We start from the raw sequence: 19,599 nt of genomic DNA on the forward strand, positions 1-19,599 counted from the left end.
GCCGCCACGATAGGCAGCCCACCGGCCGGAGGGCAACGGATTAAATCGCGACCGCGGCTCGGGCGGGATCGACGGTTCGGCGGATCTTCCGTCCGGAGGTCGCTCGGGTGGGGCGGCAGGGGCGTGCGCTCCGTGGGCCCGGGAACGCGAAAGGCCCGGAGGACGGATCCTCCGGGCCTTTCGGCTACTGAGTAGCGGGGACAGGATTTGAACCTGCGACCTCTGGGTTATGAGCCCAGCGAGCTACCGAGCTGCTCCACCCCGCGTCGGTGAACACAACAATACGTGGAAGTCGCCGAGATGGGAAATCCGTTCTCCGGCCGCTCCCGCGGCGGGCACCCGGGCCGCCCGGGCCGGGTGCCTCAGGCCGCTCCGACGGAGTGCCCGGCGGGCCGTCGGCCGCCCCGGATCCCGTCCCCGTCCCGGAGCGAGCCCCGGACGGCGCGGGTCCTCGCCCAGGCCGCGAAGCAGACCAGCGCGACGAAGCAGGGCACCATCAGCGCCGCGTACACCACCAGGAAGCCGTCCGTGCCGAGGTCGGCGGCGGCGTTCCAGGTGCCGTGCAGCACCATCGCCAGCAGCAGCCCGGTCGGCGCGGCCAGCCGGGCGAGCAGGCGCCGCCCGGTGGTCAGGGCGACGGCCACGCCGATGCCGGTGAGCGCGGTGAACAGCGGGTGCGCGAAGGGGGAGAGCAGGGCGCGCAGCACGAAGGTCTGCACGGTGCTGTCGAAGTCGCGCAGGCTGGGCGGATCACCGAGGCCGATGCTGTCCAGCCGCTGCCGCTGGTCGCTGGTGAAGGCCCGGCCCAGGTAGAGGACGTTCTCGGTGAAGGCGAAGCCGCACGCGGTCATCCCGCCGAGCACCACCCCGGCGGCCAGGGTGCGCGGCCGGGAGCGGCGGTGCGGCGTGCCGCCGGGCGGCGGGGCCGGGCGGAGGTAGGGCAGCGGCCGCAGGTACGGGCGCAGCCGCAGCCGGCCCCGGGCGTGCGGCTCGACCGGGCGGCGCTGGTACGGGCGGGGGCGCCGGGGCACGGGCGACCGGCTCAGCAGCGGCGCGCAGGGGCGCCCGGTGCGGCGGCCGCGGCAGCGCGGCCGCCGGCCGAAGGGCAGCAGCAGCACCAGCAGGGCGGTGGCCTTGGCGGTCTCCTCGATCACCGGGGTGGCGATCCCGGCGCCGAGCAGCTCGCCGAGCCGGCCCTGATGTCTGGTCAGGTAACTGGCCGTCCAGTTGTTGGCGAGGATGGCGACGGTCGTGGCGGCGCAGGCGCCCCAGCCGAGGCAGAACACGGTGTGCCGCAGCGGCACCCGGGCGGTGAGGTTGAGCCAGGCCAGGCCGCCCAGCACGAAGGGCAGCGGCACCATCGCGAGGCCCAGCCCGACCAGCAGCCCGACGGTGCCGGTCTGCCGTTGGACCAGGTGCAGGATCAGCGCCCCGCAGCCGATCAGGGTGAGGACGGCGGTCGCGGTGACCGACGAGAGCGCGACGGAGCGGCGCCGGCCCGGCGGCCCGCCGGGGGCAGCGGGGGCGGTGCCGGGAGCGTCCGCGGCCGACGACGGCGGTCCGCCCGGCCGGGGCAGCAGGCGTCGGTCCCGGCGCTTCCGGGGGCCCGGGATGGTCCGGGTGTCGCCGGTGCGCGGGACCGTCTCCGGTGCGTCGGCGGCGACCTGAACAGCCGTCCGGACAGTCCGGGCGATCGGCCGGGACCCGCCGCCGGACGGGCTGCCCATGCGGCACAGGGTAGGCCACGGCAGCCGCCCGTCGGGAGGACTCGGGACGAACCGTCCGTCCGGGGCGCGCCCGTACGGTCCTCGCGCGGCCGCCGTTCGAACGGCGGCCGGCGGGTCAGCGGCGGCGGAACAGCAGGTCGTGGACCACGTGGCCCTTGGCGATCCCGGCCCGTTCGAACTTGGTGACCGGACGCCACGCCGGTCGCGGCGCGTAACCGGGGATGCTGCCGTCCGGGTGGTCGGCGGGCTCCAGCCAGCCGGTCCCGTCGCCCTCGGGGTGCAGGTTCTCCAGCTCCGGCGAGGCGGACAGCACCGCCAGCATCTGCTCCGCGTACGGCTCCCAGTCGGTGGCGCAGTGCACCAGGGCGCCGGGGGCGAGCCGGGGCAGCACCAGGTCGAGGAAGGCGGGCTGGACCAGTCGGCGCTTGTGGTGCTTGGGCTTGGGCCACGGGTCGGCGAAGAAGACCCGCAGACCGGCCAGCGAGGCGTCCGGGAGCATGTCGCGCAGCAGGATCACCGCGTCGCCGGCGGCCGTCCGGACGTTGTCCGAGCCGTCGCGCTCCAGCAGCCCGAGCAGGTTGCCGTGGCCCGGGGTGTGCACGTCGGCGGCGAGGATGCCCATGGCCGGGTCGGCGGCGGCCATCGCGGCGGTGGTCTCGCCCATGCCGAAGCCGATCTCCAGCGTCACCGGCAGCTCGCCGAACAGCTCCCGCAGGTCGAGCGGGGTGCCGTCGATCGGGATGCCGTACGTCTCCCAGCTCCGGTCCAGCGCGCTCGCCTGGGCGTTGGTCATCCGGCCCCGGCGCGGCTGGAAGCTGCGGATGCGACGCTCCCGGTGCTGGGCCTCGGTGGCCTTGTGCGGGTACATCGGCGCGGGGTAGGCGGCCGGCGCCGCGGACATCCGGGCGGACGGCGAGGGCTGGGGGATCGGGGCGGTGGCAGTCACAATCCCCCGAGTCTACGGGGCCGCGCGGGGCGCCCGGCGGGGTGTGTGACGGGGCTCATCCGGGCTCCGGGCGCGGGCCCGGTCCCGCCTGTTCCGCCCGGTCCCGCCAGGCGCCGCCCGGTCTCGATCGGTCCCGCCCGTCCTCCCTGTCCCGTCCCTCCGGTCATCCCCCCGCCGCCAGGGCGGCCAGGGCCCGGCGGGCCACCTCCCGACCGATCGGCAGCGAGGCCGTCGCGGCGGGGGAGGGGGCGTTCAGCACGTGCACCGCGCGGCGCGGGGAGCGCGGGTCGGCCGGGTCGAAGCCCGCGAAGGCGAAGTCGTCCAACAGCGAGCCGTCCCGGGCCACCGCCTGGGCCCGCACCCCGGCGGCCGCCGGCACCAGGTCCTCGGCGGAGACGGCGGGCAGCAGCCGCCGTACGGCGGTGGTGAACGCCCGCTTGGACAGTGAGCGGTGCAGCTCGCCCAGCTCGTACCGCCAGTGCCGGCGGGCGATCCGCCAGGTGCCGGGGAAGGCCAGCGTCCCGGCCAGGTCGCGGGGGCGGACGGTGCGCCAGTCGTACCCCTCGCGGGCCAGCGCGGGCACCGCGTTCGGGCCGACGTGGACGTCCCCGTGGATGCCCCGGGTGAGGTGCACGCCGAGGAAGGGGAAGGCCGGGTCGGGCACCGGGTAGACCAGGCCGCGCACCAAGTCCCGCCGCTGCTCGGTCAGTTCGTAGTACTCGCCGCGGAACGGCACGATCCGCACGCCGGTCTCGTCGCCGGCCAGCCGGGCGATCCGGTCGCTGTGCAGGCCGGCGCAGTTCACCAGCACCCGGCAGCGCAGCTCGCCGGCGGCGGTGCCCACCGTCACCCCGTCCCGGCGCCGCGCCACCGCCCGGACCTCGCTGCCGGGCCGCAGGTCGGCGCCGGCCTCCCGGGCCAGCCGGGCGTAGGCGGTGGCGACGGCCGGGAAGTCGCAGATGCCGGTGGTGCCGACGTGCAGCCCGGCGATCCCGGTCACCTCCGGTTCGTACCGGGCGATCCCGGCCCGGTCCAGCTCGGCGACCGGGACGCCGTTCGCCCGCCCGCGCTCCGCCAGCGCCGCCAGCCGGGGCAGTTCGGCGGCGCCGGTGGCCACGATCAGCTTGCCGGTCACCTCGTGCGGGACGCCGTGCTCGCGGCAGAACGCCACCAGCTCGGCGGCGCCCGCGACGGCGTACCGGGCCTTGTACGAGCCGGGGCGGTAGTAGACGCCGCTGTGGATCACCCCGCTGTTGCGCCCGGTCTGGTGCGCCGCGAAGCCGGCCTCCTTCTCCAGCAGCGCGATCCGCAGCCCCGGCCGGGCCCGGGTCAGCGCGTACGCCGTGGCCAGGCCGACGATCCCGCCGCCCACCACCAGTACGTCGACCTCGTCCGCCACGGTCCGCTCCTCGCCTCGCCCGGTCGCCCCCGCCGTGGCCGATGCTGCCACGGCGCCCCGGACGGGTCGAGAGCGCGAACGGCCCGCCGCCGGAACGCCGAGCGGCCGGGAGGGGACCACCCCCGTGGGTCCCTTCCCGGCCGCTGGCCCGGCCGCTCGCCCGGCCGGGGCAGTCGCCGCACGGCCGACTGCCGAACCGGCCGAACCGCCCCCCGTCCCTCCTACCCCTGCTCCTCCCAGGGCCAGTGGGCGTTCGCCCCGGCCTCCAGGAGCGGGATGAGACGGAAGGCCGCGTCGCTCAGGCCGCCGAAGGTGTGGCGGTGGGCGCCGCCGCTGGGGCCGTGGGCCGGGGCGTAGCCGGCCAGGTTCCAGGTGTAGACGGGCACGTGGGCGGGGACGGCGGCGAGTGGGTCGCCGCCCCAGTGGCCCGGTCCGGTCTGCTCGTCGGTGACGATCACGACCCGGTCGTGGCCGCGGTAGTGGGCGCGGACGGCGTCGGCGGTGTTGGTGCCGCCGAGGCTGGAGAAACGGTCCAGCACCCGCAGCACCGCCTCGCCCCGGCCGACCTCGATCACCCGGCTGCTGGTGCCGAACTCGACCAGGTCCGCCTCGGCGGCGCGGACCTTCAGCGCGGTGCCGAAGATCGCCGCCGAGTCGGCCCGGTTGAGCTCGGTCGGGCCGCCGGAGCGGTCGAACATCGAGCCGGAGCGGTCCACCAGGACCAGCGTCCGGCCGGGCAGTTCCGGCACGTTGGCCAGCGAGTGGTCGAGCGCGGTCTCCAGCGCGTGCCCCCAGCGCAGCGAGGGCACGTGCCGGTGCGCGGACAGGTAGCGGAACGGGAACTGGCGCGAGCGCCGTACCTCGCCCTTGTCGGAGATCCGCCGGGCCACCTCGGCCGCGACCGCGTCCGACACCCCGGCCCGGTCGAAGTTGCGCAGGTTCCGCACCAGCGCCATCGGGCCCATCGACGGGATGACCGCCTCCCAGACCGGTGCGTCGAGCGGCCCCTGCAGCCAGCCGGCCAGCGCCTCCCAGGTCAGCCCGGCGGCGGCCAGCCGCTCGGCGCCGTCCTCGGCGGTCACCGCGTCCCGGCGCTCGTCCACGGGCAGCGCGAGCAGCGCGCGGTTGGCGGTCAGCACCGGGTCGGCCGCGGGCGGGACGGCCTCCTCCGGCCGGTGCCGGCGGTCCAGCGCGTACGCGAACAGCGCGCCCTGCCACGGCTTGTCCGGGTCCGGCGAGGGGTGGGTCAGCTCGATCACGTCGCCGAAGCGGTAGCCCTTGCCCGCGGTGTCGTACTTGAGCAGAGAGCGGGCGTCGTAGAGGCGGCGGACGGCGTCCGCGACACCGCGCTTGAGCGGCTTGGGCAGCGCCCGGCCGTAGCGCGAGGTCCAGTACGCGAGCAGTTCGCCGGGCTCGTCGGCGCGCCGCAGCACCGCCGCGACGGCCTGCCGGGAGTGCCCGTGGGCGCCCGCGTCGAGCCGGGCGCGGGTGAACTCGGCGGCACCGACCAGGGCCGCGGTGCGCATGTGGGCGCCGTAGCGCAGCCAGCGCAGCAGTCCGAGGGTCCACTCGGGCTCGGCGACGGCGAGTTCGCGCACCAGCGCGGTGTAGCGGTCGTCGCGGGCGCCGCCGTTCTCGTAGTAGGTGTCCTTGCCGACCATGTTGGCCACCGCGAGCAGGAACAGCTCGGACTTGCGGTCGCGGACGTGGCCGACGCCGCCGTTGTGGTTGCGGGTGAGCCGCCCGGTCGTGGTCACCGGCGAACTCGGACCCGCCTTGGTCTTGCGGATGTTGAACCTGGACATGCGACAGCCCCCCTCGGCGTGCTGGTGTCGGTGGGAGGGAGGCATGCTGCGGCCGGGGTGCCCGAGATCGTGCCGGCCGTGGGACGGTCGACGTCGGCGGAGGTGTGTATGCCTTGTGCTCTACCCGTTGAGCTAGCGGCCGCGCTCGCGCACGGCACGCCCGGGACTCGAACCCGGAACCGCAAGATCCGAAGTAACCCCCGCCTGCGCACCGGGCACTCCGGAGCGCGCTGCCTCCCGAGATCGAGGAAATGCGGCTGCGGTTTCGGATGCTTCACCGCGCCCCGTGGGGGCACTCCACAGAAGTAACCGCTGCCGTCGCACCGGGAGGTGCGGACGAACTATTCACGTGTGGGTGTCCGGAGTTCAAGGACGGCTGAGGTGACGTAGCTGCTCTGGCCACTGAGCTACACCGGCCCGAAGCCGGTGACGGGATTCGAACCCGCGACCTGCCCATTGGGAGTGGAAGTAACCTCTGCCTGCGCACCCGGACAGGAGAGACCTTAGCCAGGCCCCTCCGGCCGCCGCACCTCATTTACCGTCAGGCCGTCCGGGCCCTGGCCCGCCGCCGTCGGGCCCGCCGCCGCTCGCGCCGGAACGCCGCCCTCACCGGGCGCCGCTCACGCCGGAGCGACGATCACCGCCCGCGCCCGCTCGGCCAGTTCCCGTACCCGGCGCTCGCCGTGGAACGGCTCCAGCCGCCGCAGCATCTCCACCACGTACTCCCGGCTGCGCTGCGAGGAGATCCGGCCGGCCACCTCGACGGCGCGTTCGCCGGCGGCGACCGCGGCGTCCAGGTTGCCCGCCTCCGCCTCGGCCATCGCCGAGACCACCAGCCGCAGGCCGTGCGAGCGGACGAAGCCCTCGGTGGGCGTGGCCAGCGCCTCGCGGGTGAACTGCCGGACCTTGGAGGGCACTCCGAGGTCGCGGAAGCACTCGGCGGCGTCGGCGGCGAGCCGGTCGTAGGCGTAGAAGTCGATCCACGCCGGATCGGGATCCCCGGCGCGTGCCCGTTCGAGTGCGCTCTCCGCCGCGCCGAGCGCCGTGGCGCACGCCGCCGCGTTGCGGGCCTTGGCCTGGGCCCGTGCCTCCACCAGGTGGAAGAAGCTCATGGCGCGGGCGGTGGCCAGGCCGCGGTTGCGCTCCAGGGCGGCCTGCGCGAGGTCGACCGCCTCCTCGGCGAAGCCCCGGTAGCCGGCCTGCAGGCTCATCGAGGCCAGCACGTAGCCGCCGAGCGGCACGTCGGCGGCGGCCCGGGCGAGCCGCAGGGCCTGGATGTAGTACCGCTGGGCGGCCTCGTGCTGCCCGGTGTCGAAGGCCATCCACCCGGCCAGCCGGGTCAGTTCGGCCGTCGCGCCGAACAGCGCCCGGCCGACCGCGTCGCTGTACGAGGCCAGCAGCAGCGGCGCCGCCTCGACCCGCAGGCACTCCGGCACCATCGACGAACGCCAGTCCCCGCCCCCGTACTTGGAGTCCCAGCGGCGGGCCTCCTGGGCGGCCTCGCGGAGCTTGGCGGCGTCCGAGTGGCCGACCCGGTAGGAGGACGTGTCGCTCGGGGAGCGCGGCACCTCGCGGGCCACCGAGCCGTCCGCCGGGGCGATCAGCCAGCGGGAGACGGGCGTCGCGTAGGCGGCGACCGAGAAGGTGCCGGCCAGGCTGTCGCTCCACCGGCCGCCGCCGGGGCCCCGGCGCAGGTCGAGGTCGACCCGCCACAGGTCGGTGGCGGAGCGGACGGCCTCGGCGACGTCCCGCGGGAAGGCCAGGCCGAGTTCGGGCGCCGGGTCGGTGTCGCCCAGGCCGATCTCCTCCAGCGGGACGGGCCGGCCGAGCTTGCCGCCGATCGCGGTGGCGATCAGGTGCGGCACCGGGCCCTGCGGGACCATGCCCTTGCTGACCCAACGGGCCACCGAGGTCTTGTCGTACCGCAGGGTCAGCCCGCGCTGGGCGCCGAGGTCGTTGACCCGGCGGGCCAGCCCGGCGTTGCTGATCTGGGCGAGGGTCAGGAGCGTGCCGAGCCGTTCGTTCGGTCCACGTGGGCTGACGGTCATGGTGGCGGCTGCACCTCCTGCGGCCTTGTGCGCGGGGCCCGGGCGGCACCGGGCCGTAGCTGCAGTACCTAGAGTAGTCGGACGCGTTCCGACGGTTAAGAGGCTGCATTCCGGATGGCGGGATCGCGCACTCGGCGGTGCCGCGCGGAGGTTGGTCCGGACCACTCGGATCCGGCCGATCCTGCCGCGCGCCGGAGCGTCGTGCTCCGGTCCCGTGTTCACGTGCGCCCGGCCGTGCCCCCTGGTTCGACCGGCTGGTCGGCGATTCGCTGGTGGTCGTGGGTCGGCCCGCCGTCGAGGACCCGGCGGGCCGGGGAACGCCGCCGCCTCAATCCCCGCGGGCGGCGGTGAAGTCCGGGAGGGCATGCGGATGCCCTCCCGGGCTGGGCGACGCCTTTCGGCCATCTCGCGATGCCCATGCCAAGGCGCCCCGCGGGCGGTCCGGGCCGGGGAGGGGAAGGCCCGGCCCGCCCATCGCCGACCGTGGCCGCCCCGCTTCGCCGTGCCCGCCGCCGGCCGGTCGCCCCGAACCGGAACCCGCAACACCGGCCACAGCGCCCCCGAGCGGTGGCACGATGTCCCTGACGGCGCGTCGAGCTCGGAGGGCACGTCGGGACGCGCGCGGGCCCCCGCGGCACACCCCACCCGGCCGCCCGCCCCGGCGGCGAACGCGCCGCGCGGATGCAGGTCCTCGTCCGGTGGAGGCGCGATGCGGTGGCTGACGGGCTGGTGCACGGGCGCACCGCGGGCGGGTACGCCCGCGCACGAGGCGATCGGCACGGTCGCACCGATCGCCGCGCGCCCCCTGTGGGCCGGACCGGACCCGCTCTGGGCCGTCGGCGACTGGCGCCCCGAGGAGATCCGCCTGGCCACCCTCCGCCCCGGCGCCCCCGCCGTGGTCCGCACCGGCCCCGCCGGCCCCGACCCGGTCGAGGACACCCCCGCCACCACCCGGCTCGCCGTCCTCGGCCACTGCGGCGCCACCGACGCCGAACTCGCCGCCGGCCTCGCCGCCGCCCGCGGCGGCGCCGTCCGCCACCTGACCGCCTGGCCCGGCAGCTACACCGTCGTGCTGCGCTCCGGCACCCGCTCCACCCTGCTGCTCACCGACCTCGCCGGCGCCCAGCCCGTGTTCCACACCCCCTGGGGCCACGGCACCGCCTACGCCACCGCCGCCCTCCCGCTCGCCGATCTGGTCGGCGCCCCGCTGGACACCGGCCACCTCGCCGCCCGCCTCGCCTGTCCCGAGTCCCCCGAGGCGCTCGGCACCGGCACCCCGTACCTCGGCGTCCAACAGGTGCCCCCCGGCCACGTGCTGGCGATCCGCGGCGGCCGCCCGTACCTCTCCGCCTACGACGGCCCGGCCTCCGCCGAGCAGCCCCGCGACGAGGCGCCCGCCGTCCGCGAACTCACCCGCGCCCTGCTGGAGTCCGTCCGCTCCCGGGTCCGTACCACCGTGCCGGTCCTCGACGCCGCCGGACGGGCCCGGCTCGGGGCCGACCTCTCGTACGGCACCGCCTCCGCCACCGTCGCCCTGCTCGCCGCCGCCGTCCCTCTGCCGCCGGCCCCCTCGACGACCGTACCCGCCCCGAGGGGGACGGCGGCCGCCGCGGCCCCGGGGCGCACGGAGGCCGCCGCGGCCGAGGGGGCCAGGAACGGCGCGGTCAAGGGCTCCTGGGCCCGCGCCGCCACCCGGACACCCGCCGCCCCCGAGCAACTGGCCGCCGTCACGCTCGGAGAGACCGAGCCCCCCGCCACCCTCGCCCTCGCCCCCGACACCCCGCGACTGCGGCACACCGTGCTCGACCCCGGCCCCGACGCCCTCCCGTACGCCGGACTGCGCACCGACCCGCAGGCCGGCCGGCTCACCGACGAACCCGGGCCCGAACTCGTCGCCGCCGCCCGGGCCGAGGCCCGCTTCGACGCCGGCGGCACCGACCACCTCACCGGCTACGGCGCCCGCCAGGTCCTCGACGGCCACCCGGCCCGCCTCGCCGACCTCATCCGGTCCGGCCGGCCGCGCGAACTCCTGCCCCCGGTCGCCGCGCTGGCCGGCGCCGACCGGGCCGTCGCGGGCGTCCTGACCGGTGCGCTGCGCACCCCGCTCACCGTGGTCCGGGCCGCCCACCGGCTCTCCCGGGTCCGCTACGCCGAGGCGCTGGACGAGGCCGCCGCCAAACTGACCGCCCGTCACGTTCCGGACGGCGGCGGGACGGCCGGGAGCCGCTCGGCGGTCGACCTCGCCTGGTGCGTGCCCGGCCCGGCCGCCCGCTGGCTCTCCGACGAGGCGCTCTCCGCGGTGGCCCTGCGGCTCCGCCTGGCGGCGCGCAGACCGGCGCCCGACGAACACCCCGGCGCCCACCGCGCCCGGCACGCCCTCTACCGCCAGGCGCGCTCCTTCCGCACGCTCGTCCACGCCGCCGAACAGCCCGGCCAACGGCTGCACGCGCCCTTCCTCGACAACCAGGTCGTCCGCGCGGCCCGACTGCTCCCCGACGACGTCCGCCTCCAGCCCGGCGCCCGGCACGCCCTCCTGCACGCCGTCCTCACCGGCGCCGGCCGCACCGACCTGCCCCCCGACTGGGGCCGCGGCCCCCGGCCCGACCGCACCGCCCCCGCCCGGGCCGGCCTCCGGCTCGCCGCCGACGGCCTCGCCGAACTCTTCGACGCCCCCCTCCTCGCCGAAGCCGGCCTCATCGACCTCCCCGCGGTCCGCGCCGGCCTCGCCCGCTCCGCCGACCCCCTCTCCCCGGCCGCCCTCGCGGGCCTCGCCGACCTCGTCTCCACCGAACTCTGGCTCCGCCGCATCCGCGCCCGCCGCCACGGCGCCTGCTGGACCGGCCTCCCCCACCCCCTCCCCCCGGCCCTCACCTCCTGACCTCGGCACCTCCTGACCTCCTGGTCTCCGCCGCGTGCTGCCCGCCCGGCACCTCCTCTCGGCGCGGTGGCGGCGACGGCGTCGCCCGGGCGGGCCATGATGGCGGGGTTGTGGATCCCCGGGTGAGGAGGGTGTGCGGTGGCCGGTGGGAGCGCGGGGCGGGACGTGCCCGTGGTGCTGTCGGTGCTCGGGCGGCCGCCGACGGGGCGGCCGGCGGGGGTGCTGGCGGCGTGCGACGGGTCGGACGGGTCGCTGTGGGCGCTGGACCGGGCGATGACGGAGGCGGAGCTGTTCGGCCTGCCGCTGTACGTGCTGGCCGTGGTGAACCCGGCGCCGGCCGGCTATCCGCCGGGGATGGCGGAGCTGGTGCAGGAGAGCGTGGAGACGCTGGTCGAGAGCACGGCGGACGGGCTGCGCCGTTCGGTGGCCGCCGTGCAGCGGCAGCGCCCGGCCCCGTTCGCGGGGGAGATGTCGTTGCACGTGGTGCTGGGCAACGTCATCGAGGTGCTGCTGGAGGCGGCGCACCGGCAGCACACGCTGGTGGTCGGCACCCGGGGCAACGGCGGGTTCGCCCGGCTGCTGCTGGGTTCGGTGAGTTCGGCGCTGGTGCACCATGCGGCGTGCCCGGTCCTGGTGGTCCCGGCGCCGCCCGCAGGGTGAACCGGCAGGTCAGTGGGTTGTCGGGAATGTACCGAGATGGTTCATCGTTCACCGATCTCGTACACATCCGACAAGACGCCCCCTGGAGACCCCGCATGAAGGTCGAGATCTGGTCCGACATCGCCTGCCCCTGGTGCTACATCGGCAAGCGCCGCTTCGAGGAGGCCCTCGCGGGTTTCCCGGGCAAGGAGCAGGTCGAGGTCGTCTACCGCCCGTACCAGCTGGTCCCGGACGCCCCCGCGACGGCGAGCCCGCACCGCGCCTGGCTGGCCGAGCGCTACGGCCCGCAGTCCGTGGCGATGGACGCCCGGGTGGCCGAGCTGGGCCTCGCCGAGGGCATCGCCTACGACTTCGACGCCGCGCTGCACGCCAACACCTTCCTGGGGCACCGCCTGCTGCACCTCGCCGAGACCGAGTACGGCGCGGCGGTCCAGGGCCGGTTGAAGGAGGCGCTGCTCAAGGCGCACTTCACCGACGGCGTCGACGTCGGCGACCGCGCCGCGCTGGCCGACGTCGCCGTGGCGGCCGGTCTGGACCGGGACCGGGTGACCGCCTACCTGGCGGGGGACGAGGGCACCGCCGAGGTCGACGCCCAGCTGGCCGAGGGCCGGGAGCTGGGCATCACCGCCGTGCCGACCTTCGTGTTCGAGGGCAAGTGGGCGGTCCAGGGCGGTCAGGACGCCCAGACCTTCCGCAAGGTGCTGGACCAGGTCGCCGCCGAGATCGGCGAGCGCCGGCCGGCCCCGGTGCAGGTCGCCCCGGCCGGGGAGGCCTGCGCGGACGGCTCCTGCGCCATCTGACCGCTCACCGCCCGGCCACCCTCACCGGCCGGCCGCTCTGACCGCTCACCGCCCGGAGCCCGGGCCCCCGGGGCCCGTTTCAGGAGCACCTGAAGCGGGCCTCGGCCCAGTCCGAGATGTTCAGCGCGGACCAGATCCCGTACGTGGGCGTGACCACCAGCCGGATCGACTTCTGCCCGGCCAGCGGCACGTGCACCGGCACCGCGTCGTCGCCGGCGGCGAGCGTCCCGGAACGCCACAGGGTCCGGCCGTCGCCGTCCTGGACGGAGAAGACCACCCCGCCCCGGGAGAACGTGGCGTCGTCCACCCCGGCCACCGCGTCGAAGGACGTGCAGCTCCGGTTGAGGTCGATCAGGGTGGTCGCCGGGGCGCGCACGATGAGGGCGTGCGGGTGGTAGTCGCCGCCGATCCTGCTGCCGGCGCGCTGCCAGAAGGTGTCGCTGCCCCTCTGCCGGATGCTCGGTCCGGTCGGCGGCTCCCGGTGGTGGCCGGGCCTGACCACGGGCAGCGAGTCCGCCCAGAAGTCGGTGAGGGCGGGCGGCGAGGGCGGGACGACGGTCGGCGTCGGCACTGGCGTCGGCACCGGCGGCGGGGTGGGCGTCGGAACGACCGGCACCTCGGGCGTGGGAACCGGCGGCAGGGGCGGCGCGGGCACGACCGGGGGAGCGACGGCCGGCTCGGGGTCCGCGGGCCGGCTGGGCGCCGACGAGACGGGCTTCGGTGTCCGGGTGGCCGGCGGCGCCTGCGTGGGCTTGGCGGACGGCTTCGCGCTGGGGCTCGGCACGGGCACGGGCTGCTCCGGGACCGGCGGTGCGCTGCCGGGCGCGGGGGCCGGGGCCGGCGCGGGGGCGGGTGCCGGCGGTGCCGGGGTAGGGACGGCCGGGGCGCCGACGGCCGGGGGAGCGGCCGCCGGGGGCTGCGGCTCGGGCGAGCCGGTCAGCGCGTACGCGACGGCGGCGGCCGCGGCCACCGCGACGGCGGCGGCGATCCCGGCCTTGGCCGCGGCGCCCAGGCCTTCGCCGGCCACCGCGGCGGCGCCACCGCCCCCACCCCCACCGGAAGCCGCGCCGGCACCGGCCGCACCGGCGCCGACCCCGGCGCCTGTCCCCGCCGTCCCCGCGGCAGCCGAGCCGGCCGCCGTCCCGGTCGTCGCCGTGCCGGCCGCGGCGCCGGAGGACCCGGCGGTCGCCGCCGCCGTCGCCGCCGCGCCGCCGACCGCGGCGACCCCGCCGACGGCGGCCGCGGCGGCGCCGAAGCCGCCGACCCCGATCCAGACGAGCACGCCGCCGGGCAGCAGCGCGCGCAGGCCGGTGTTGATCTCGGTCAGTTCCAGGCAGGCCGCCGTGCAGCGGTCGCACTCCTTGAGGTGCCGTCCGACCTCCGCCGAGGCCCGCTTGCGCAGCGAGCCGCGGGCGTACGCCCCGAGCCGGTTGGCGTACGCCTCGCACGCACGGTCCTGGCTGCCGGAGACGTGCGCCTGCAGGAACGCTGCGGCGAGCCGGTCGCGGGCCCGGTGGGCCTGGACGGCGGTGGCGTTGGCGGTCTTGCCGAGCATCACCGCGACGGTCTTGGGGGACTCCCGCTCGACCTCGGTGTGCCAGAGCACCATCCGGTCGTCCTCGGGCAGTTCGGCGTAGGCCCGCATGACCATCCGCTGGTCGGCCAGCGCCATCGCCCAGGCGTCGGCGCCCGGGTCGGCCAGGTCGAGGTCGACGACGGCGGCCGAGGTCTGCGCGAAGACGGCGAAGTCGTCCACGAGTTGCTCGCGCCGCTCGCTGCGGTGCCAGGCGGCGGCGACGTTGCGCACGGCGGTCAGCAGGTACGCGCGGACGGCGAACTCCGGGCCCTTGCCCGCCCGCAGCGCCTGCAGGGTGCGGGCGAAGACCTCGCCCGCGAGGTCCTCGGCGGTGAAGCTGTCCCGGCAGCAGGTGCGCGCGTAGCGGCGGACCGATTCGGCGTGCCGGCGGTAGATCTCCTCGTACGCGGTGTCGTCGCCGGCCCGCACCCGGGCGGTCAACTCCGCGTCGGAGGGCGGGCGCTCGCCGTCCACCGGGTCGGCGGGGGCGGGCACGGTCGGGCGCACCGGTCGGCGGCCGCCGACCGGCTCGCCGACGAACGCCTCGGGGGCGACGCCGCCCCGGCCCGCCGGGGCCTGGCCGGGCACCCGGCCGGAGGGCAGCGCGGCGGCGGAGGCGGAGAGCGACTCGCGGCTGGGCATCCCGGCCTGGTCGGGGACGTGTCCGGCGGCCGAACCCGCTACGGCGCCCGGCACTTGGGCCGACCCGCCGGCCCCACCGATGCCACCGGCCCCGGCCCCGCCGACACCACCGATGCCACCCGCACCGCCGACACCACCCGCACCGCCGACACCACCCGCACCGCCGACCCCGCCGGGGCCCGCGGCGGACCCTTCGGCGGTGCTACCGGAGAAGCCTCCGAAGTCGAGGCCGTACCCGTAGTCGTTCTGTTCCTCGGCGCTCACAACGGACCCCAGATTCCACGACAGCCCCCGTAGTGCGGCAGGGCGCGCGGGAGTGCGCATGCGCACGGCTTCCCGACGTGCGGCGCCGACGGCGCGCGAAGGGCGCGCATCCGGACATTGGCTCCAACCACGGGCAAAGGATGGCATAGCGCAGGGACGTGCGGTAGCCGGACCGGCCGTTCCCCACTCTTCCGTGGGGCCGTCGCGGATGTGTTCGCCCAGCGTGCGCTGTCGGGGCGCACGACGCCCGGACCCGGCGCGCGGTCCTGTCCCGCGCGCCGGTGATTCGTCCAACTCCCTTGCCCACCAAGCACGTCGACCGCGCGTGCCGTCGGGGGTCAGTGCGCCCGCAGACCGTCCAGCAGGATCTGCAGCAGCCGGTCCGAGGGGCCGCCGAACGTCTGACCGTCGGTCTGCGGAGAGACCGGCGAGAAGCCGCCCGGCGCCGGTGTCGAGACCGACGGCCGGGCCGCGTGCACCGGCACCGAGGCGGTCAGCACCAGCACCACGTCCGACACCGTGACGCCCGACCGCAGTTCGCCCGCCGCACCGGCCCGCGCCACCAGCGCGGCGAGCAGCTGCAGCAGCAGCCGGGGATCGGCGTCGGCCGCCGACGGTTCGACCGCCCCGCCGGAGCGGGCCTCCTCGCCGCGCAGGTCGAAGCGGACCGCCGCGGGCGGTTCCGGTGCCCGCGGTCCGGGCACCCGGCCCAGCTCCTCCGCGTACCGGAACGCCTCCGGCGGCAACAGCCGCCCGGCGCCGCTGCTCACGGCCCGGGCCAGGTAGCCGGCCAGCGCGTCCCAGGCGCCGTCGGCGCCGTACAGCGACTCGCGCGCCTGCGCGGTCAGCCACGCCACCTCCTCGGCGGCGATCCGCTGGACCAGCACCTCCTTGCTCGGGAAGCGCCGGTAGACGGTGCCGACGCCGACCCCGGCCCGGCGTGCGACCTCCTCCATCGGCGCGCCGTAGCCGAACTCGCCGAACACCTCGCGGGCCGCCCGCAGCACGCTCTCCAGGTTCCGCCGGGCGTCCACCCGCAGCCGGGCCCCGGGCACCGGCACGGTGGCCTGCCCGGGTTCGGCCCGGTACGGGACCGCGGCCTGGACCACGCCGACCGGCACCGTCCCGACCGGCACTGATCCGACCTGCACGGCTCCGACCGGCACCGCCCCGGTCTGCGCCGGCAGGTCCACCGGTCCGCGCTGCTCGGGCACCGTGCCCGGCCCGGCCTGTGGTGTGCCCGCCCGCCCCAATACCTGCTCCTGTTCCATCATCCCAACTCTCCCCCGCAGGCGTCCGAATCCGGACCCTGTCGTCGCCCGCCCCTGCACCCCCCGGTGCAGCTCAGCCCGTCAGAAGTGACCCGATGACCCATTGCTCGTGCCGCCCGTCCCGTTCCGGTGACCACGGTTCGTGCCGCCGCGCCGGGTCCACGTCCGGCTCGGCGCGTCGGCACCGCCCGGGGCCCTGTCCGGGGACTAACCTTCCCCGGACGACCGTGCCCCAGTCGGGTTCTCACGCCGACGCTGGAACTGGCCGTAGCGGCCGCTCCACGGTGCGTCGCCGCCGATTGTCATGGCGACAGCCGCCCCGGTACACAATCCGACCATAGTTCACGGCTCCTCGCGTCCGAAAGTGCGTCAGAAAGTCGCCCAGGAAGCACAACTGGCCACGGCGGCCACTCGCGCCGCAACCCGCCCCGTACGGACTGTGGACAAGACCACCTCCGCCGGTCCTTCATAGGGGGGCGTGATGGGGGACACCCCCGGCCGCAGGGCCGGGACGAAACGTCACATCGGCAGGAGGTGCACCATCAGGATCCTGATCGCCGGCGGCGGTTGCGCCGGTACGGCCACCGCACTCCACCTCCAGCGCGGCCTGCGCGAGCGGCTGCGGCGCGGAGAGGTGGAGATCACCGTCGTCGAGCCCCAGGCCTACTTCACCTACCACCCGCTGCTGGCCGAGGTCGCGGCCGGCGCGATCGACCCGAGACACGTGGTGGTCCCGCTGCGCCGGGCCCTGCCGGACTGCCGGGTGCTCACCGCCCGGATCACCCGGATCGAACACGCCGCCCGTCGCGCCCTGGCCGACGCCGCGAGTCCCGGCGAACCCCCCGCGCCGATCGAACTGCCCTACGACGTCCTGGTGGTGGCGCCCGGCTCGGTCTCCCGGACGGCGCCGGTGCCCGGCCTCGCCGAGCACGGCCTCGGCTTCTCCACCGTCGGCGAGGCGGTGGGCCTGCGCGACCACGTCCTGGAGCAGCTCGACCTCGCCTCCGCCACCCGCGATCCCGCGCTGCGCCAGTCCGCGCTCACCTTCGTCTTCGTCGGCGCCGGCTACGCGGGCGTCGGCGCGCTCGCGGAGCTGGAGGACATGGTCCGCACCGCCGTGCGCGGCTACCACAACGTCCGCGCGGAGGACCTGCGCTGGGTCCTGGTCGAGGCGACCGACCGGATCCTCGCCGAGGAGTCGCCCGAGCTCGCCGAGCACACCCTCGGCGAGCTGCGCGAACGCGGCGTCGACATCCGGCTGCGCACCACTCTGGAGTCCGCCGTCGACCGGATCGTCGCGCTCTCCGACGGCAGCCGCTTCGGCGCCCGCACCCTGGTCTGGACGGCGGGCATCCGGCCGTCCCCGCTGCTGCGGGACACCGACCTGCCGCTGGACACCCTCGGCCGGGTCCGCTGCCTCGCCACCCTGCAGGCGGTCGGACCGGACGGCCGCGCCCTGCCCGGGGTCTGGGCGGCCGGCGACTGCGCGGCCGTACCGGATCCGCACGCGGACGGTGCCCCCTGCGCGCCCAACGCCCAGCACGCCTTCGCCGAGGCCGAACTGCTCGCCCGCAACATCGCGGTGGCCCTGGACGGCGGGCCGCACGCGCCGGGGCTGGCCGAGTACGTGCCCGGCCCGGCCGCCTGTTCGACCTCGCTCGGCCCGCACCGGGCCGTCGCGCACACCCGGCGTGGCGGCACGCTCACCGGCCGGCGGGCCTGGTGGCTGCACCGGGCGCGGCACCTCCGGCGGCTGCCGAGCGCCGAGCGCCGGGTGCGGGTGCTGATGGACTGGGTGCTCGGCGGGGTGTTCTCCCGCGAGGTGGTCTCGCTGGGCGCGACGGGGGACCCGCGTTCGACTTTCGAGGACGAATTAGGCCGGACGTTCGGGCGGCCGCCCGAGCCCTGACCGGACGCGCCACGCTGACCGCCCCCGCCTACCGGGCCCACGGGTCGATCGGACGACCACGCCGGGCGCGCGACTTCCGGAATCGGGCCTCCGCCTGACAGGATCAGCCCGACCCGGTCATTACCCCGTGTGCTGTTGCGTACACAAAAAGTGATGATATGCCTGGAAAACGAGGAAGCGGCCGTCGTTTGAACCTCATGCGCTGGAGCGCGCGGCTCACCGGAGCCCCTTGGCGTGCCACCCCGTCCACCGGGGCCGGCACCGACGAGGGCACGCCGTGCGCCGACGGTGTCGTCGTGCCCAGCCCCCGCGACCCGACCAGCCCCACCACCACCCCCGCCGAACTCCTCGACCCGCACAAACCCCAGAACCTGCGCGAGGTCCTCAACCGCATCCCCGCTCCGGTCGCCGTCACCTACGGCCCGCTCCACCAGCTCGGCTACGCCAACCGCGCCTACCGCGAGCTCTTCGGCGAACGCCCCACCGGCCTGCCCGCCGCCGAGGCCCTGCCGGAACTCGGCACCATGGGCGTCCTGCCCCTGATGGACCAGGTCATTCGCGGCGGCCGCCCGCGCAGCGTCAAGGCCCGCTGCATCCTCGGCCTCACCGGCAACCGCTACTACAACGTCTCCTGCGTCCCGCTCGGGCCCGGCGACACCGCCGACGCCCCCGTCGAGGGCCCGCCCGCCGGCGTCCTGATCTTCGCCGCCGAGGTCACCGACCAGGTCCTCGCCGCCGCCCGCCTGCGCGAAGCCGAACGCCGCCAGCGCGAGGCCGCCGTCACCCTCCAGCGCAGCCTGCTCCCGCAGAAGCTCGACCAGCCCGCCGACCTGCGGGTCGCCGCCACCTACCAGCCCGGCGGAGCCGAGGCCGCCGTCGGCGGCGACTGGTACGACGTCATCGCCATCGACGGCGGACGCACGGCACTCGTCATCGGGGACGTGATGGGCCGCGGTCTACGGGCAGCCGCCGTCATGGGCCAGCTGCGCACGGCCGTCCGCGCCTACGCCAGGCTCGACCTGCCCCCGCACGAGGTGATGCGCCTGCTCGACGGCCTCGCCATGGAGATCGACGCCAACCAGATCGCCACCTGCACCTACGCCGTCTGGGACCCGCAGCGCCGCACCCTCTCCTACGCCTCGGCCGGCCACCTCCCGATGCTGCTGCGCTGCCCCGACGGAACCATCCTGCGCAGCGAGGAACAGAACGGCCCCCCGCTCGGCACCGGCGACGGCCTGCACGTGTCCCACACCCTGCGCCTGCTCCCCGGCACCACCGGTGTCCTCTACACGGACGGCCTCGTCGAGCGCCGCGACGAGGACATCGACCAGGGCCTCGACCTCCTCGCCCGCACCCTGACCGGTGCGATCGGTGCCCCGGAGGTGATCTGCGCGCGGCTGCTGCGGGCGATGGGGGTGACCTCGGAGCACGACGACGACGTTGCCGTCCTGGCCTTCCACCTGCCGGCGGAGGAGGCCGTCGAAAATCCACTTGCGGCGCTTGACTCGGTCATCCCAGAGGTCTAGTGTTCTTCGAGCTGCCTGGCAGGGAGCACCGGACACGCACCAGCGCGGACGGTCCCGGGGCGGCCAATCCTCTGAAACACCACTTCCCAGGTTCGGGCTGGGTCGCGTGCGCATTTCTGCGTCGCGGCCTGGCGCTTATGTGGCGTGC

Annotated in this window: 11 protein-coding genes, 1 tRNA gene and 1 pseudogene; 5 read left to right on the plus strand and 8 right to left on the minus strand. The window is 76.4% G+C overall.

Features of this window, described 5'->3' with window-relative positions:
- Nucleotides 1-192 precede the first annotated feature (192 nt).
- The 6 genes from AB0Q99_RS16020 to AB0Q99_RS16045 form a co-directional block, all read right to left on the minus strand.
- Nucleotides 193-266: transfer RNA gene (locus AB0Q99_RS16020), tRNA-Met, on the minus strand.
- A gap of 96 nt (nt 267-362) precedes the next feature.
- Nucleotides 363-1,727, minus strand: coding sequence for a PrsW family intramembrane metalloprotease (locus AB0Q99_RS16025; RefSeq protein WP_363572070.1), 1,365 nt, complete (start codon nt 1,725-1,727; stop codon nt 363-365).
- 115 nt (nt 1,728-1,842) lie between these two features.
- Entirely contained in the window at nt 1,843-2,673 is an 831-nt protein-coding gene (gene trmB / locus AB0Q99_RS16030) for a tRNA (guanosine(46)-N7)-methyltransferase TrmB (RefSeq protein ID WP_363572072.1), read from the minus strand.
- A gap of 163 nt (nt 2,674-2,836) precedes the next feature.
- Entirely contained in the window at nt 2,837-4,072 is a 1,236-nt protein-coding gene (gene lhgO / locus AB0Q99_RS16035; RefSeq protein WP_363572074.1) for an L-2-hydroxyglutarate oxidase, read from the minus strand.
- A 221-nt stretch (nt 4,073-4,293) separates the two neighbouring features.
- Nucleotides 4,294-5,877, minus strand: a complete 1,584-nt coding sequence (locus tag AB0Q99_RS16040; RefSeq protein ID WP_363572076.1) for a TROVE domain-containing protein — start codon at nt 5,875-5,877, stop codon at nt 4,294-4,296.
- A gap of 620 nt (nt 5,878-6,497) precedes the next feature.
- The gene (locus AB0Q99_RS16045; protein ID WP_363572078.1) at nt 6,498-7,925 is read right to left on the minus strand and encodes an MFS transporter; all 1,428 of its coding nucleotides are present in this window, start codon (nt 7,923-7,925) and stop codon (nt 6,498-6,500) included.
- Nucleotides 7,926-8,634: 709 nt separating this feature from the next.
- On the opposite strand from AB0Q99_RS16045, the gene AB0Q99_RS16050 reads away from it, so the two are divergent.
- The 3 genes from AB0Q99_RS16050 (at nt 8,635) to AB0Q99_RS16060 (ending at nt 12,263) form a co-directional block, all read left to right on the plus strand.
- Nucleotides 8,635-10,803 (plus strand): asparagine synthase-related protein, encoded by a 2,169-nt coding sequence (locus AB0Q99_RS16050; protein ID WP_363572080.1) that lies wholly within the window; start codon nt 8,635-8,637, stop codon nt 10,801-10,803.
- A gap of 138 nt (nt 10,804-10,941) precedes the next feature.
- Nucleotides 10,942-11,463, plus strand: a complete 522-nt coding sequence (locus AB0Q99_RS16055) for a universal stress protein (RefSeq protein ID WP_363572082.1) — start codon at nt 10,942-10,944, stop codon at nt 11,461-11,463.
- 95 nt (nt 11,464-11,558) lie between these two features.
- Nucleotides 11,559-12,263 carry a DsbA family oxidoreductase gene (locus AB0Q99_RS16060; RefSeq protein WP_363572084.1) on the plus strand — a complete coding sequence of 235 codons (705 nt, stop codon included), beginning with the start codon at nt 11,559-11,561 and terminating at the stop codon, nt 12,261-12,263.
- A gap of 79 nt (nt 12,264-12,342) precedes the next feature.
- On the opposite strand, the gene AB0Q99_RS16065 is transcribed toward AB0Q99_RS16060, so the two are convergent.
- Nucleotides 12,343-14,745, minus strand: coding sequence for a sigma-70 family RNA polymerase sigma factor (locus tag AB0Q99_RS16065; RefSeq protein WP_363572086.1), 2,403 nt, complete (start codon nt 14,743-14,745; stop codon nt 12,343-12,345).
- 338 nt (nt 14,746-15,083) lie between these two features.
- Nucleotides 15,084-16,019, minus strand: a complete 936-nt coding sequence (locus tag AB0Q99_RS16070; protein WP_363572088.1) for a helix-turn-helix domain-containing protein — start codon at nt 16,017-16,019, stop codon at nt 15,084-15,086.
- A 478-nt stretch (nt 16,020-16,497) separates the two neighbouring features.
- On the opposite strand from AB0Q99_RS16070, the gene AB0Q99_RS16075 reads away from it, so the two are divergent.
- A complete protein-coding gene (locus AB0Q99_RS16075; protein WP_363572090.1) occupies nt 16,498-17,925 on the plus strand; it encodes an FAD-dependent oxidoreductase in 1,428 nt (475 codons plus the stop codon).
- Nucleotides 17,926-18,296: 371 nt separating this feature from the next.
- Nucleotides 18,297-19,376 (plus strand): annotated as a pseudogene (locus AB0Q99_RS16080) (SpoIIE family protein phosphatase); the annotation flags it as partial.
- Nucleotides 19,377-19,599: the final 223 nt, after the last annotated feature.

It is taken from the genome of Kitasatospora sp. NPDC086791 (assembly GCF_040685975.1).
Taxonomy (GTDB): domain Bacteria; phylum Actinomycetota; class Actinomycetes; order Streptomycetales; family Streptomycetaceae; genus Kitasatospora.